General features: G+C 49.1%; 16 protein-coding genes. 4 read left to right on the top strand and 12 right to left on the bottom strand.

Annotated features, from left to right (window positions below; translation table 11 throughout):
* Nucleotides 1-105 precede the first annotated feature (105 nt).
* The 7 genes from ABEA66_RS12740 to ABEA66_RS12770 are packed head-to-tail and all read right to left on the bottom strand — an operon-like array spanning nucleotide 106 to nucleotide 2,591.
* Nucleotides 106-558, bottom strand: a complete 453-nt coding sequence (locus ABEA66_RS12740; RefSeq protein ID WP_345587816.1) for an Hsp20/alpha crystallin family protein — start codon at nucleotides 556-558, stop codon at nucleotides 106-108.
* Between the two features lie 35 nt (nucleotides 559-593).
* Nucleotides 594-803, bottom strand: coding sequence for a spore germination protein (locus ABEA66_RS12745; RefSeq protein WP_345587817.1), 210 nt, complete (start codon nucleotides 801-803; stop codon nucleotides 594-596).
* Nucleotides 804-827: 24 nt separating this feature from the next.
* Nucleotides 828-1,220, bottom strand: a complete 393-nt coding sequence (locus tag ABEA66_RS12750) for a spore germination protein GerPE (RefSeq protein WP_345587818.1) — start codon at nucleotides 1,218-1,220, stop codon at nucleotides 828-830.
* Between the two features lie 32 nt (nucleotides 1,221-1,252).
* Nucleotides 1,253-1,429 carry a spore gernimation protein GerPD gene (locus tag ABEA66_RS12755; RefSeq protein ID WP_345587819.1) on the bottom strand — a complete coding sequence of 59 codons (177 nt, stop codon included), beginning with the start codon at nucleotides 1,427-1,429 and terminating at the stop codon, nucleotides 1,253-1,255.
* On the bottom strand, nucleotides 1,429-2,079 hold the full coding sequence (gerPC, locus tag ABEA66_RS12760) for a spore germination protein GerPC (protein WP_345587820.1): 651 nt from the start codon (nucleotides 2,077-2,079) through the stop codon (nucleotides 1,429-1,431). Before gerPC ends, ABEA66_RS12755 begins: the two co-directional genes overlap by 1 nt.
* A gap of 60 nt (nucleotides 2,080-2,139) precedes the next feature.
* The gene (locus ABEA66_RS12765) at nucleotides 2,140-2,340 is read right to left on the bottom strand and encodes a spore germination protein GerPB (RefSeq protein ID WP_345587821.1); all 201 of its coding nucleotides are present in this window, start codon (nucleotides 2,338-2,340) and stop codon (nucleotides 2,140-2,142) included.
* On the bottom strand, nucleotides 2,337-2,591 hold the full coding sequence (locus ABEA66_RS12770; RefSeq protein ID WP_345587822.1) for a spore germination protein: 255 nt from the start codon (nucleotides 2,589-2,591) through the stop codon (nucleotides 2,337-2,339). The genes ABEA66_RS12765 and ABEA66_RS12770 overlap by 4 nt, the downstream gene beginning before the upstream one ends.
* Nucleotides 2,592-2,684: 93 nt before the next feature.
* Here ABEA66_RS12770 and ABEA66_RS12775 point away from each other — a divergent pair, with 93 nt between their 5' ends.
* From ABEA66_RS12775 to ABEA66_RS12785, 3 genes are all read left to right on the top strand, one after another.
* Nucleotides 2,685-2,915 carry a spore gernimation protein GerPD gene (locus tag ABEA66_RS12775; protein WP_345587823.1) on the top strand — a complete coding sequence of 77 codons (231 nt, stop codon included), beginning with the start codon at nucleotides 2,685-2,687 and terminating at the stop codon, nucleotides 2,913-2,915.
* A gap of 249 nt (nucleotides 2,916-3,164) precedes the next feature.
* Nucleotides 3,165-4,922, top strand: coding sequence for an ABC transporter ATP-binding protein (locus ABEA66_RS12780; RefSeq protein ID WP_345587824.1), 1,758 nt, complete (start codon nucleotides 3,165-3,167; stop codon nucleotides 4,920-4,922).
* 1 nt (nucleotide 4,923) lies between these two features.
* Entirely contained in the window at nucleotides 4,924-6,729 is a 1,806-nt protein-coding gene (locus tag ABEA66_RS12785; protein ID WP_345587975.1) for an ABC transporter ATP-binding protein, read from the top strand.
* A gap of 265 nt (nucleotides 6,730-6,994) precedes the next feature.
* Here ABEA66_RS12785 and ABEA66_RS12790 read toward each other — a convergent pair whose 3' ends face one another.
* Nucleotides 6,995-8,686, bottom strand: a complete 1,692-nt coding sequence (locus tag ABEA66_RS12790) for a GDSL-type esterase/lipase family protein (RefSeq protein ID WP_345587825.1) — start codon at nucleotides 8,684-8,686, stop codon at nucleotides 6,995-6,997.
* A 169-nt stretch (nucleotides 8,687-8,855) separates the two neighbouring features.
* On the opposite strand from ABEA66_RS12790, the gene ABEA66_RS12795 reads away from it, so the two are divergent.
* Nucleotides 8,856-9,158: a hypothetical protein gene (locus tag ABEA66_RS12795; RefSeq protein WP_079910885.1), complete on the top strand. Its 303-nt coding sequence runs from the start codon at nucleotides 8,856-8,858 to the stop codon at nucleotides 9,156-9,158.
* Between the two features lie 253 nt (nucleotides 9,159-9,411).
* On the opposite strand, the gene hpaB is transcribed toward ABEA66_RS12795, so the two are convergent.
* The 4 genes from hpaB to ABEA66_RS12815 form a co-directional block, all read right to left on the bottom strand.
* On the bottom strand, nucleotides 9,412-10,857 hold the full coding sequence (hpaB, locus tag ABEA66_RS12800; protein WP_345587826.1) for a 4-hydroxyphenylacetate 3-monooxygenase, oxygenase component: 1,446 nt from the start codon (nucleotides 10,855-10,857) through the stop codon (nucleotides 9,412-9,414).
* 377 nt (nucleotides 10,858-11,234) lie between these two features.
* Entirely contained in the window at nucleotides 11,235-12,260 is a 1,026-nt protein-coding gene (locus tag ABEA66_RS12805) for a glycoside hydrolase family 88/105 protein (RefSeq protein ID WP_345587827.1), read from the bottom strand.
* 73 nt (nucleotides 12,261-12,333) lie between these two features.
* Complete coding sequence (locus ABEA66_RS12810) at nucleotides 12,334-13,176, bottom strand: carbohydrate ABC transporter permease (RefSeq protein ID WP_079910888.1); 843 nt, start codon at nucleotides 13,174-13,176, stop codon at nucleotides 12,334-12,336.
* 1 nt (nucleotide 13,177) lies between these two features.
* Nucleotides 13,178-14,077, bottom strand: coding sequence for a carbohydrate ABC transporter permease (locus tag ABEA66_RS12815; protein ID WP_079910889.1), 900 nt, complete (start codon nucleotides 14,075-14,077; stop codon nucleotides 13,178-13,180).
* Between the last annotated feature and the right edge of the window lie 105 nt (nucleotides 14,078-14,182).

The raw sequence follows: 14,182 nt of genomic DNA on the forward strand, positions 1-14,182 counted from the left end.
AGCCGAGTGGGTCAGACCCTTTTTGCGTAGGGTTCCGGTTCTTTACTAGGTTGCGGCAAAAAGAGGCAGGGGACGATGTCCTCTGCCCTTTCTTTCCCTCTCCTGTTACGGAAACTCAATGGTTGCTTGATAGAACGGCTCTTCCTTTCCCAGCTTGCGAAGCAGCAGCTGCAGAGCCCCTTCCTTGTAAACGGCTTTACAGCTCGCCGGATCCACAGGATGCGGGAGACGAAACCATTGGATTTCCCGGTTGTCCTTGCTTTCAAGCTTGATCTGATGGTTCGCCGTAAAAACCTTCAGCTTCTGGGCTTCAGCCCTATCGGGGATTTTTATTTTAAACAGCAGATGTTCAATCGTCTCCACAATTTCGGTATCATAACGCTTGGCATTGGAAGCGGACTGCATGTCGGGCACGTTGTCCTTCAATACCTGACGTACATAATCCTCAATCCAATTGGTTTTCTTGGATATATCAGAATTTTGCGGTAAGATGCCTTGAAAGTACTTCTCAAATTCATTCCAGTCAAATTGTGAAAAGGGATTATTCCTCGGATCCATAGTTGCCTACCCCCTCATTGGCTGACAGTTCATGACTACGGTACAGTAGGCTGATCGATCAAAGCCGCATTCAATACATTATTGACATTCGGACCGTTCAACGTATTGACGACATTTCCCGTATTGCTTCCGCCCTGACCTGAGACCGATTTTGTACTGGATACAGGTACAATACTCAAAGTATCTCCAAAATTGACCGTCCCGCTGTTCGTATTGATATTGACGGACTGTACAATGGATGGCAAAGCAATTCCCCCTTCCAAAAAGGTTTAAGTCGCAGCAGGCGCAGCAGGTCTTTCTCTCAGTAAATGCCGAATATGCTTGATCCGTGACTGGGCGATCAAATTATCGCTTGAACCGATATGTGCAATAGAGGAAGAGTTCACCAAAAACATGTTGATCCTATCTACGCGAATGTTAGGCGATACATTGGTTCGCTTCATAGACAAGTCTTCATGAATAACAGGATCCAATAAAGGCCGGGAGAATAAGCTGTAATCGGAGAATCGAAATTCATTCTGGATAAAGATCGCCTGCTCCCTCTGCACGGCAATCGTATAGTTAAACGGGGTAAGCTTCTCGGAATCGCCGACCTCCAGAACGGTCGAGCTCCCGAGTGTGTTGAGCTTCATATAACCAACGGTTGTCACTCTATAGTCCATGTACTCCCCCTCCTACCAGGACCCAGCGGCGCTTACTCAATGAAAGGAAGAATCGTTACACCGACAATCGCTTTTTCCGGAGGTGTTTCGAAAGCGCCATACAAGGTGATCGTCCGGATATCCCCTACAAGGAACACGGATGCGGTACTTAGATAGGTAATGTCAATAGAGCCGACATGGAGCTCTCCGTTAATAACTTCAAATTCCATCAAACCCCTCCGTCCCTGCGCGGTAAATTTTTGATAAATGCTTCGAAGGTGCGTTCAATGTCGCGTTTGACCTCTTCAAAGATCGCGTTATGGTTCCGGTCCGGTCCCATCTTGGCCATATAGTATTGGATCCGTTTGTCTATTTGTTTCTTAACATCCTCTATAATAAATTTCCGGTACGGCTCATCCAGCGGATTCTGATACATCTGCTCATAATACTCCAAAGCCCGGTAAGCATCGCTGCTGAAATAATCATCAACCTGACTTTGAACCCCTTCATAATCCGGTGAAGAACCTGTGTCATCCGAGGATGGCGTACTTACCGATTGTCCGACCGAATACTCGTCTATAGAGGAGTCCGAATCCTTCGCATTCGGATTAATGCCAATGTTCAATGTACCTTCGAGTCTCTCAACCTTTAACAAATCAAACTTATACTCGTTGCGGACCATGGAGGGTTCACTGGAGGGCTTCTTTTTCATATCGCTGATTTCCTTCATCAGCCCATCCATTTTGTCATTAAGCTGCTTTATTTGCTCATTCTGATATTGGATATAGTCGTTCAACTGTTGAATTTGCTGATTCTGGTATTGTAAGCACTCATTCACCTGCTGCAAGTAGCGCATCATTTCCGGGCTCAAGTAGTACATATCGATCAACCTTTCCCACAATACCTGTCGGGTTCGATTCCGGACGTTCCAACACGACCGTTACAATCTGGGCTCAGACAAAGGAATAAAGGGTACGGGAGACCCGGCAGCTGGTGCAGGACCCGTAAATCCGCCGGTATTAAACAGCTGCGATATCGGTTTGATGATCCCGGCGCTGCCGATTTGAAGGACCGATGAGTTCGATATCGCTTCGATTCTCAAAGTATGAATCACAATGTTTTGCTGGATAAACAAGTTCATGATGTCTGCCCCTCCTCATGGATACTGGTGATACTCGGTGCGGCGGTAAGGCTTCTTTGCTCGTATACTGCCGAATCATAGACGTTGATCACGGTCGGCTCATTGTGAATATTCAACGTATTGCCGGAATTGAACGATCCCCCGCCCGCATATGTTGTACTAAATGTACTTGGAGAAATAATACCAGCGTCGCCCACATTGAATACCCCGGTAATCATATTAACATTAATGACTCCAACTAAAGCCGGCATAACACGACATCCTTTATAATAAAATGTCCTTAATGTAGTTTATGACGGGTGTTCCCATGTATTCATCCATTTCTGAAAGGAGAGAGGTCTATCGTGAAATTGACAGTAAATAATAAGTGTATTCGTGTCGGCGATATGAAAATAAGCGGTGTCGGCGGCGCATCGGTGGTTCTCGTCGGGGATACGGAACGCATCGGAAGCTCCTCCTACTTCGATACGCCCGTAAGCTCGTTTGTTATCAGCCCTCATATTCCATTGGACCCGGAGTTTAAAAGAGAGGATCGCGCGAGCAGCGGTCATCCCATTCCCAAAGATATGAAGTAAATGGTTTTATGTCTTCAACATATAGGACAAAGTCGGATGGTCTAGTTCGTCCGTTTTGTCCTTTTTTCATATGGACCTTGTAACAGCCGTAAAAAGGAGATAATGGAAGAATTACAGCTGTTATACTTCTATTCTCAGGGTACCGCTCGGAATATACCACCTGAAGTATGCTAAAAGCGGGTGAAATATTTAGTGTGCCGAAGTATAATAAAAAATCGAGACCATAAAACAAACAGGATGTGGATTGTATTGAAACAACGGCGACTGCTCGCGGATTACCTGAAAGCTCATTGGATGTTTTATTTACTGGCTATTGTTCTCATCAGCGTTGCAAATATCACGCAATCTTATTATCCGAAGGTGCTTGGTAACTTCACAGATCAGCTGCAATCGGATGGGATCACCCAGAGCACCATTGTTCATTACAGTGTGCTTTTATTGGAAATCGGTCTGATTTACGGAATTTTGGCCGGACTCGGCCAATATACCGTCATGCGGCTCGGAAGAAAGTTTGAATTTGTTACCCGACGCAGGCTGTTCCAGCATTTCCTGACGCTTAGCGAAAGCTACTATTCCAAGAACGGGGTCGGCAGGCTGCTAAGCTACGTGATGAACGATGTGACCAGCGTAAGAGAGTCCATCTCCAGCGGCTTCAACCAAACGACGAACGCGGTCATTCTTATCGTATCGGTTATTGTCATGATGTCTTTATCCGCTATTCCTTTATATCTCATTCTCGTCTGTGTTATTCCACTTCTCGCCATTCCATTTGTCGTCGTGTACTTCGGGCCGCTTATTCGCAAACGGTCGTTGAAGGTACAGGAATCTTTGGCCAAAATGACCGAATCGGCGGAGGAGCAATTCGGCGGCATACGGGTAACCAAAAAGTTCGCGGTCGAGGGCATCATGCGGAACCGGTTCGGCAAAACCGTCGACAACATTACAGAGAACCAGCTTCGGTTAGTCCGGCTCTCCTCTTTGTTTCAGGCCATCCTTCCTTTTTTGGGAGCGCTGTCCCTGATTGTCTCTATTCTGTACGGCGGCTATCTGACGATTCAGCATCAAATAACTTTAGGTAATTTCGTCTCCCTAACCTTATACCTGCGCATGATGGTGAACCCGCTTCAACAAATTGGCAACGTTATCAATACGATGCAGCGATCCCGGGCTTCGCTGGAGCGAATCAATCAGCTTCTGGATTTGAAGCCGGATATTCAGGAAGCGCCTCAGGCCAAGCCGCTTCAGCTTCATTCTGCAGGGATAAGCATCAAAGGTTTAACGTTTGCATACCCGGATTCCTCCAAATCCGCTTTACAGGATATTAACTTGACCATTCAGCCCGGCAAGACCGTCGGGATCATCGGAAAAACAGGAAGCGGCAAAACAACCCTCGTCAAGCTGCTGCTGCGCATCTATGATCCTCCGGCAGGGACGATTACGATCGGCAACGAGGACATCCGCAGCCTTACGCTGAACAGTCTGCGTAATGATATCGCCTATGTTCCCCAGGACGGCTTTCTGTTCAGTACAACCATTCGAGACAACATTGCTTTCTTCAACAGGGATTCCGCTTTCGATGCCATCGCCAAAGCGGCCAAACAGGCGCAAATTTACGATAATATCATGGAATTCCCCGACCAATTCGAGACGAAGCTCGGTGAACGCGGGGTTACCTTATCCGGCGGTCAACGGCAAAGAACGAGTCTGGCCAGGGGCTTCATCAAAAATGCGCCCATCCTGATCCTGGATGACAGCGTCAGCGCAGTCGATGCGGTCACGGAGACGAAGATCATCGAAAATCTTCGCTTGGGCCGGAAAAACAAAACGACGATTATTATCGCCCACCGGATCAGCGCCATCAAGCACGCGGATGAAATTATCGTATTGGATGAGGGAAGGATCGTTCAAAGAGGGACTCACCATCAATTGATGGCGGAGGACGGAATTTATGCAACCCTGTATTCCATTCAGGAGGAGGGAACCCGTTATGCCGAAGGAAACCGGTAAGATGAAACCGCAGGAGGAAATCAGCAGCGCTTACCATGTCAGCAAGGAAGACCGCCGGGCCGCCTTTCGTTCCACTTTGGCTTATGCGAAGCCTCACCGCTGGAAGTTCCTGTTAATCTTTTGCTGTACTATGCTTGTGATCGCGGCTGATTTGCTCCAGCCCTATTTGGTGAAGATAGCGATCGATAACAACCTGCTGATCGGCAAGAACGATTTCAGCATGCTGATCTGGATCTGCGGCGTGTATTTGCTGCTATCCGTCATCAGCCTTGTGTTCACCTATATTCAGAACAATCTGCTGCAGTATACGGGACAAAGCATTGTCGGCCGGATACGTAAAGAGCTGTTCGAGCATATATCCAAGCTGTCGATGCCATTCTTCGACCGGTTTCAGAGCGGCAGTCTCGTTACCCACGTATCGAGCGACACGGAATCGCTGAACCAGTTCTTCACTCAAGTGTTTTTAAGCTTGATCCGGGATGGAATGACATTGGTGTTCATCATCATCCTGATGTTCCATCTGGATCCTGTACTGGCCGGATACAGCATGATTCTGCTGCCCATTATCGCGGTCATAGCCATCGGCTTTCGCTCTTATATGCGCAAAACCTACCAGATCGCGCGCACGCAGCTGTCCCGTTTGATCGCCTTCGTAGCCGAAAATTTGGCCGGCATGAATTTGATTCAGGCATTCCACCAGGAGAAGGAGCAGGATAAGCGGTTTACGGAACAAAACACCCGGTACTACCGGGCGAATCTTAGGGAAATTCGCACCAATGTGCTGTTTAACCGTTCATTTGACATTCTGGGCAACTTGTCCGTCGCCTTCTTGACATGGATCGGGGGCATGGCGGTATTCCATCATTCTATAGAATTCGGTGTTCTTTACGCGTTCATTACGTATATTCGGCAGTTTTTCCAGCCTATCAACTCCATTACCCAGCAATGGAACACGCTGCAATCCACGACGGTCTCCATGGACCGGCTGTACCGGATCTTCTCAGTAAAACCGGATATTAAGGATGCTGAACCCCCTGCCCAAATCAACATGGCGGAGGTTAAGGGCCAAATCGATTATAATCACGTTCAATTCGGTTACCAGGAAGGCATTCTGGTTATCCGCGACCTGGATCTGCATATCCGTGCGGGGGAAATGATCGGTATCGTAGGAACGACCGGCGCAGGCAAAAGCTCGCTGATGAGCCTTCTATGCCGATTCTATGATGTAACTAAGGGAAGCATTCTCATTGACGGCACCGACATTCGGACCATTCCGCAGGAGCAGCTCCACCGGATCATCGGCCTTGTTCAGCAGGAACCGTTTCTCTATTCAGGAAGCATCATTGACAATGTAAGGTTGTTCGATGAATCGATCAGCCGTGAGCAAGTCATTGAAGCCTGTACCTTCGTAGGAGCGGATTCGCTAATTCAGCGGTTAAAGGACGGCTACGATACCCAGCTTTCGGAGAGAGGAAGCGGGCTGTCTGCCGGTGAACGGCAGCTGATCTCTTTTGCAAGGATTGTTGTGTTCCAGCCGAAAATACTCATTCTCGATGAAGCAACAGCCAATCTCGACTCCCAGACGGAGCAGCTGGTCCAAACGGCACTGAATGTCGTTTCCGCCGGCAGAACCACGCTCGTCATTGCCCATCGGCTGTCAACGATTATGCAGGCGGATCGTATCATTGTGATGAAACAGGGGGAAATCGTAGAGGAAGGAAATCATACTCAGCTGCTTGAAAAGCAAGGCTACTACGACCAATTGTACCGTCATTCTCAAGGGAAGATGGCTATGGGTTCGATGTAGAACAAAAAACGCTCCGGTTCGGAGCGTTTTTTTGTTTGGTGAGAACCCTATAGAAAAATCGCTGTGGTCCTCGGTGGGGTATCCCCTTCCGGCCGCTGTTGTTCTCTGGAAACTTGGATTATATTTTCTTAGCGGGTGTTTCCCGAGAACAAAGGCGGGCGCTAACGCTCCTCCAAGGGATACCCCACCTATACCAATAGGATTTTTCATGGAATATAGGCTTCTCAACAACCCTGCGCTCCGGTTTCGGAGCGTTCTTTGTTTGTTATTGTAGATGAAGTGCTCTCGTATAAGCAGATTGAATAAATTCAACAATGGGCTCCGGCTGCTCCAGGCTGTGAGGATGATGCCCGACACCGGGCTTCAGGATCACCTGCGGCTGACCGCCGAGCTGGCTCAGCTTTCTCTCGAACACCGCCGTATTCTCCTCTAAAGGAACCACTTCATCCGCATCCCCTGCGACAATCAGGGTTGGAATTCCCGCATTGGCCAAGATCTCTGCCTTGTCCAGCGGATTGCCTTTAAAAGCTTCTACGGTGGATTCGGTTAACCCGTATACCGCCAGGCAGTCCTCCCAGTTTTGGAGTGACCGCTTGCCCTTTCCTCTCCCTCCAGGCCAGCTGGAAATGTCAAGAACAGGCGCGTCTAAGTAAAGCGCCAAGACATCACTCGGATAAGCGGCCGCATATTGCACCGCGTACAGCCCGCCGCGGCTGAAGCCGAACAATGCCGGTTTGTCTCCAAGGCCAAACTGCCCCGTAACATAGGTGTGGAACCGGCGCATCCGCTCCACAGCTCCGGCACATCCGTACATATGACTGATTCTGTAATAGGCAATATGCCAGCCCTGCTCGAGCAGCGCCCTGTCGGCATAGGCAAAAGCGCCAAAAAATTCCGTTCTCCATATCCAAGGCTGTCCGGCGGCAGCGGCTTTCGGCTCAATGATGATGGCTTCCCGCCCTTCGAAGACAGTATCCGTACGCCGGTATCCTTTCCACTCGGAAAAGGTCTTGAGGTGAACCCTATTGTACTCAGTTACGGCGCTTCGGATCTGCAAATCCAGCTCCGCTGCTCTATCGAGAGCTTCAGCCAATGGAAGTGCCTTCGTTTTGTTGGGATTCGTATGGCCAACATGCTCCTTCCAGCTTGCACTCAGCATGCGGTGACGTTCAAGGACCAGCCTGAACCATTGAGGCTGCTCGCTTTCCGGCTGTAATACATACTCCGGTACCCGCTCCAATGTAATATTGAATAAACGGCCCAGCAAGGTTCGTGCAATAACCCAGTGTCCCTTTGCATTCGGATGAATGCCGTCTCCGGAAGAATAATCCGGATTCTGCGCATGAGCCTGCTCAAAATCCTTAGCCAACGGATCATAAATATTAACGACTGCGTCCACTTCGTCCTGAAGAGTCAGGCACCATTCCGCATACGCTTTCAAAACATCATTATACTTGGCGTAAGGGTTTTTCCAGCTATAGGAAGAGGCTGCTTCCTCCCCGACAGGCTGTTCCGCCAATTCCCGTTTGATCGATTTGACATCGAATGGAGGCGGCGTCATCACAATAGCCTTGGCACCGGCCTGCTTGATCTTATGTACCAGCGACAGCATTCCGCCCCGATACGCTGCAAAGCGGTCCTCCGATAAGGGATGATAGATGCCGTCATTCATCCCGTAGCAAGCGACAACCCAATCCGGTCGGCTTTCTCTAAGCGCAGCTTCTATTCGCTCATGAATACAAGGCCGAGGAAACGGATGCTCCGGCTCGCTAAGTCCTGAAGCGGTTTCACTGCTGACGCCAAGATTGATGAATGTCAGGTGTTGCTCCGGCATATACTGGGCAAAATAAGCGTGTAAAAATGCAATATATCGTCCGTTATCGGTTATGCTGTCCCCCAAAAAGGCGATCCTGAGGGAGCGAGGCACAGCCCCATCCTTAAGAAACATAGTCCCCATAGGTAATGAATCCTCCCGTAATGTAATCGCTCTATTATATCATGTTAACGTGTTCCATTGGCGCTTTTTGGGAATATAATAAGATTTTATTCGCAGGATAGAGGAATTTGAAACGGGAGGACGAATCATCAGTAGCATTGGACCAAAATGGAAGGAAAGGGTGCAAACCATGAGTAATGCAAGAATTGCTATGCTTGTAACAGCTTTACTGGAAGGGATCTTGGGAATCCCGCTTTTGGGAGGGTCCATTGTCATCGGATTCAGCTACACGCCTTTGTTTGTTATGTTTGTGCTTCACATTATTACCCTCGTGCTGGCTTTAAAGGAATACAAGGATATCCACGGCAGTATCGCAGGTATCATTACCTCCTGCATCGCATGGATTCCAATTGTAGGCATGATTTGTCATATCCTAACGGCCATTCTGCTTTTCGTAAGCTACTTCAAATATCAATATGGCCGATGGCGCTGAGCGCGGAACCACTACAATTGTCGAACGTCAGATTGCCGGAGCCGTCGAAGTTCCGGCCATACAGCCGGAATCCGAAAGTCCCTTCGTCACATTCTCTTGGGAAAGAAGCTGACAGGCATCATAATACCGGGAATGACCGGCTCCCAGGCAATCCGACCTTTATCCAATCCAAAACTAGCTTGCTAGCCTATTATTCCCCTTCGCATGACTTGACTTCCCGGGGAGGTTTGATAACTCATCTTCATCTGCTGCATTAGTTCAGCATACCCTTCACTTTCTCCGCAAGAACATCCTTATCCGTGTAGTTAGTGTACAGCCGCGAGGACACCTTTACGGAATCCCCAAAGAAGAACCTCTCATACAAGCTCTGCCTTCCTGCAAAGGAGCTGGTGCTTAGCTCCCATGCCAGCCGGAACAGGCGTACCTTGAGCTGCGCATCCGTTTCGATCCCTTTTAAATACCTTGATAGATCCGGTCCGATTTCCGACTTGAAATCCCGATCGTTAGGAATCATCACCAGGCCGCTGGCTCCAAGCAGCTGAACAATATCCATTAAGCGCGGAATCACTTTAGGATACAGGCAGTTTGCCGCATAGAGAGAGCTTGGATTCGGAAGCATAGTCCCCCATTGATCCGGCTGGGCGAGAGCCTCCGAAGCAATCAGCAATGCCTTTAAGCTTTCCAGTATCGTCATCACTTCCGCTGCTTTCTCGATAACCTGCGTATAGGCACGGAGCCCGAGTGTCTGGATAATGGATTCGACAACTCCAAGCATTAATTCCGTCTTGGCGATGCACCTGCAAAGCACTTGATGCGTAGCATGGGTATGGAAATGGCTTTGTTCGATAAATTGGCTCAGCACCGCCTCATCCCCGTATACAAACACACGGTCATGGGGAACGACGACATGATCCAGCACCACTAACGCATCCATCTCCTCAAACCTGGAGCTAAGCGGATAATCCGCTTCCGAATCGCCTGCGACCAAACTTTCTCTGCAAATCAATTTGAGACCCGGCAGGTTATTGGGTATCGCAAAGGCGAAAGCATGCGGATTCTCGTCAGCAAACGAAGGAAGCGCCGGCGGGAAGATCAGGATTTCATCCGCTGTAGCCCCTTGAGTTGCCAGCAAAAAGGCTCCGCTAACTACAAGCCCCTCCTTCGTCTTCTCGATAACCCTCGGGGCGTCCGGCTCCTCCAAGGTCCGCATGAAGCTTGACATTCTTGCCGTCGGCGGGAGGATAAACGCATGGGACAGCGTAATGTCGTTCTCCCGGCAATACTCATAGTACTTTTTCATGTTCTCGGCATATTGCGGATGATTCTCCTTCAGCAGATCCGCTGCTGCGCCGAACGCCATGATGGCCGTATTCATATAATCGGGTGCTCGGCCCAATAATCCGTGATGGCGATCGCACCAAAGCGACATCATGACTCTTCGCCTCTCCAGATCAGTCTTCGATTCGGGTCTAAGAAAAGATAGCCCTACCGGATCGCCCGATGTCGGAGACGTATAAGTCATCCGTGACCTATATTCGTCCTGTCCCTGCATGTCGTACAATGAGGCCTGGGTAGCGACGAGTCCGCGAAAAGCAGGATGGCTCGTTATAGGACCTCTCACCTGCTCCCCACGGACCCAGACATGCGCATTGGATTTATTCAAACGATCGACATACTGCTTTCCGTTCTTGATCGGCACAGGAAACCACCTCCTCGGAATTTGATATATCATACGTCACCCTTATCAGATGGATAGGGCGTCCGCATAGCGGCTCTAAAAAAATAGGATGGGCCTCTCCCGTCGAACGCAAAAATGCCGGCTTTTCAGCCGGCATCAGATTGTTGAGAAACTCTTTTTTTCGAGAACTTTGCTGCATATGGAGGTGGGGTATGCCTCGGAGGAGTTTACGTCCGCCTTTGAAACCCGTGAAAATACCATTAAATATAATCTTATTTCACGGGTTTCAACAGCGGCTGGAGGGGCATACCCCATCGGAATGTATTGGCAATAGTTCAAGCTCTACAGGTTTCTCTACAATCTACCGGCTTTTCAGCCGGCATCGTTCCACCTGTTTATTACCACTCTTGCCGCGTCAACAGCGATGACAGGAAGACCAGCGCCAAGCCTTGGCCCCATCCCTGTACCCGTTTGTACGGAACCCCTTTGTATCCTTCTGCGTCGCGCATGACAGCCGTTCCGGCAGAAACGCCTCTCACCGATCCGTCCTCGTCAATGCGTCCCAGTATGCCTGTAATGGATTTATTGACATACTTGTTGTACATCTTTCCGCTCGAGATCAATGCGGCGGCAATCCCGGCCGAGCCGGATGTTTCCGTGTAGGAGGCCGGATCGTTCAGCACCGTATGCCATAGCCCCGAATCCGACTGCAGCCGCACCAGAGCAGCTAGCTGATCCCGTAAGGAGCCTTCAATGACCATAAAGGATGGATGGGTCACATGAATTAACTTCAAGGCTCTAGCCATCGTGATCGCCGCCCAGGAATTGCCGCGGGCCCAATAAATACCGGACATATGGCTCTGGGCGAGATTATCCCAGCCATGATAATACAGATTGGTCGAAGGATCCTGCAAAAAGTCTTCATGACCATGATACTGCTTGATGCCGTCCTCCAAATAATCGCTGCGGTTTAATAGGGTTCCGATTCGGACCAGGAAGTACCCCGCCATAAACATCGTGTCTACCCAGGCTTGCTCCGGGAAGTTATAGTCCTCGGAATTCACCGTGTGCTGAAAAATACCGTCTGCAAACCGCTCTGCGTCATTTTTCAGGAAATCCGCCATTTGGATGGCAAAATCCAGGTACTTTTGCTCCCCTGTCGCCTTATACAAGCTTAGAAGCGAATGACCAATGGAAACTCCGTTTACGGTCAGCTTCGGCAAACCGTCCTCCAGCTGCTCGTCCACCCAAGCCTGCAGCAGCTTGATATATTCCTGGTTCCCTGTCGCTTCATAAGCTTCCGCCACACCGTAGAAAGCGACTCCGCCCGGCCAATCCCAGTTAAAATCCATTTGGAATGTGCGGCGAACGACACGATCGATCACCGTTCTGATTTCTTGTTCGTCATAAATAAGTGCTGGCATATCCATAACTCCTCCTCTAAGTAGAAGAGTCTGCCGGAAGCTCCGAACAGACTCAAGTTTTTTAGACTCATTTTTACCCTTTCAAACCACTGGTGCTGATACCCTCGACGATATATTTTTGGAAGATAAAGAACACAATAACGATAGGAAGCAGCGACAGCGTGGACATCGCGAACATTCCGCCCCAGTTGTTAATCGATTCTCCGTCCAGGAACAGCTTCAAAGCCAAGGAAACCGGATACAGCGAAGGCTTGTTCAAATACAGCAGAGGATTGATGAAATCGTCCCATTTCCAATAAAATTGGAAGATCGTTGCCGTAACCAGCGAAGGAATAATCATCGGAACGATAATCCGGAAAAAGATCGAATATTTATTGCAGCCGTCCATTTTGGCCGCTTCATCCATTTCTGGCGGAATGGTACGGATAAACTGCATAATCAGGAAGATAAAGAACGGAACTCCGAAAAAGTTCGGTACGATAATCGGCTTGAACGAAGATAGCCATTCCAGCTTGGCGAACATAACGTATTGCGGAATCACGGTAACGTCGTGCGGCAGCATCATCGTCATCATCACGCAGCCGAACCAGAAACCGCTTCCCTTAAACGGGATTCGTGCCAAGCCGTAAGCAACGAGCGCAGAAGAAACGACAGCGCCGATCGTCGAAATAATAACGATGATGAACGAGTTTTTAAAGAACGTGCCGAAGCTGTTGCCTGCAAATCCCTTCCAGCCCGTTACGTAGTTAACGAATTCAAGACGACTGGGGATCAAGCTGTAAGCCTGGGAGAAGATTTCATCGTTGGGCTTCAGCGAGCTTACCGCCAGCCAAATGATCGGATACAGCATGAGCAATGCCAGTAAGCCTACGATCAAGTGATAGAAGACGTTTGAAATTTGTTTGCTTCCAGCCATCTTATTTGTCTCCTTTCGCCTCGTAATGCACCCAGTACTTGGATGATTTGAAGATGACGAGTGTTATGACCCCGATGATGATGAGCATGATCCAAGCAAGAGCCGAAGCGTAGCCCATTTCGAAGAATACGAACGCTCTGCGGTACAAGTACAAGGAATACAATAACGTGTTATCGAGCGGTCCGCCTTCGCCCCGCGATATGATATAGGCCGGTGTAAAGGTCATGAAAGCGGAAATCGTCTGCATGATCAGGTTGAACAAAATGATCGGGCTAAGCAGCGGAAGCGTAATTTTGAAAAACTTGTAGATGCCGTTCGCTCCATCGACACTGGCTGCTTCGTACAGGGATGCCGGGATGTTCTTCAAGCCTGCAAGGAAGATCAGCATGGAAGAACCGAATTGCCATACCGATAAGGCGATCAACGTCCATAATGCCGTGCCCGGGCTTCCGATCCAGGACGTTTCCGTGTGGATCCCTATCATTCCAAGGAAGGAGTTCAGGAGCCCTTTGTCGCCGAATATTTGCGTCCACATGATAGAGACAGCGACGCTGCCGCCGATCAGGGACGGAAGATAGTAAGCCGAACGATACACGCCGATCCCGCGCGCCGCTTTATTCAACAGCATCGCTACCAGAAGCGCGAAGCCTAAGCGGAGTGGAACGCTGGCGAACACGTAAGTAAATGTAACCTGAAACGACTTCCATATTTTGTCGTCATCCGTAAAAATTTTGATATAGTTATCAAACCCGATCCATCGGGGAGCTTCCATCAAGTTATACTCGGTAAACGAGTAGTACAATGATGATAGAATAGGATACAACGTGAAGATGAGAAAGCCGATGATAAACGGAGCGGTAAACACGTATCCGACGACATTGTTGTTGTCCCGCAGCTTCATGGAATTCAACCCCTATGCATGTAGTTTGCTGTTCTTCTCTTAACTCTATAGTTTCATTATAAAGACTGGCGTCTCCTAGAAGAATGCAAAAAACCGTTCATTTTG

This window comes from Paenibacillus vulneris, assembly GCF_039543185.1.
Lineage (GTDB): Bacteria > Bacillota > Bacilli > Paenibacillales > NBRC-103111 > Paenibacillus_S > Paenibacillus_S vulneris.

Coding starts and splice junctions, on each gene's coding strand:
- ABEA66_RS12740 (WP_345587816.1), bottom strand. CDS start 558: ATGGATCCGAGGAATAATCCCTTTTCACAATTTGACTGGAATGAATTT.
- ABEA66_RS12750 (WP_345587818.1), bottom strand. CDS start 1,220: ATGGACTATAGAGTGACAACCGTTGGTTATATGAAGCTCAACACACTC.
- ABEA66_RS12755 (WP_345587819.1), bottom strand. CDS start 1,429: ATGGAATTTGAAGTTATTAACGGAGAGCTCCATGTCGGCTCTATTGAC.
- gerPC (WP_345587820.1), bottom strand. CDS start 2,079: ATGTACTACTTGAGCCCGGAAATGATGCGCTACTTGCAGCAGGTGAAT.
- ABEA66_RS12765 (WP_345587821.1), bottom strand. CDS start 2,340: ATGAACTTGTTTATCCAGCAAAACATTGTGATTCATACTTTGAGAATC.
- ABEA66_RS12770 (WP_345587822.1), bottom strand. CDS start 2,591: ATGCCGGCTTTAGTTGGAGTCATTAATGTTAATATGATTACCGGGGTA.
- ABEA66_RS12785 (WP_345587975.1), top strand. CDS start 4,924: ATGAAACCGCAGGAGGAAATCAGCAGCGCTTACCATGTCAGCAAGGAA.
- ABEA66_RS12790 (WP_345587825.1), bottom strand. CDS start 8,686: ATGGGGACTATGTTTCTTAAGGATGGGGCTGTGCCTCGCTCCCTCAGG.
- ABEA66_RS12795 (WP_079910885.1), top strand. CDS start 8,856: ATGAGTAATGCAAGAATTGCTATGCTTGTAACAGCTTTACTGGAAGGG.
- ABEA66_RS12805 (WP_345587827.1), bottom strand. CDS start 12,260: ATGCCAGCACTTATTTATGACGAACAAGAAATCAGAACGGTGATCGAT.
- ABEA66_RS12810 (WP_079910888.1), bottom strand. CDS start 13,176: ATGGCTGGAAGCAAACAAATTTCAAACGTCTTCTATCACTTGATCGTA.
- ABEA66_RS12815 (WP_079910889.1), bottom strand. CDS start 14,077: ATGAAGCTGCGGGACAACAACAATGTCGTCGGATACGTGTTTACCGCT.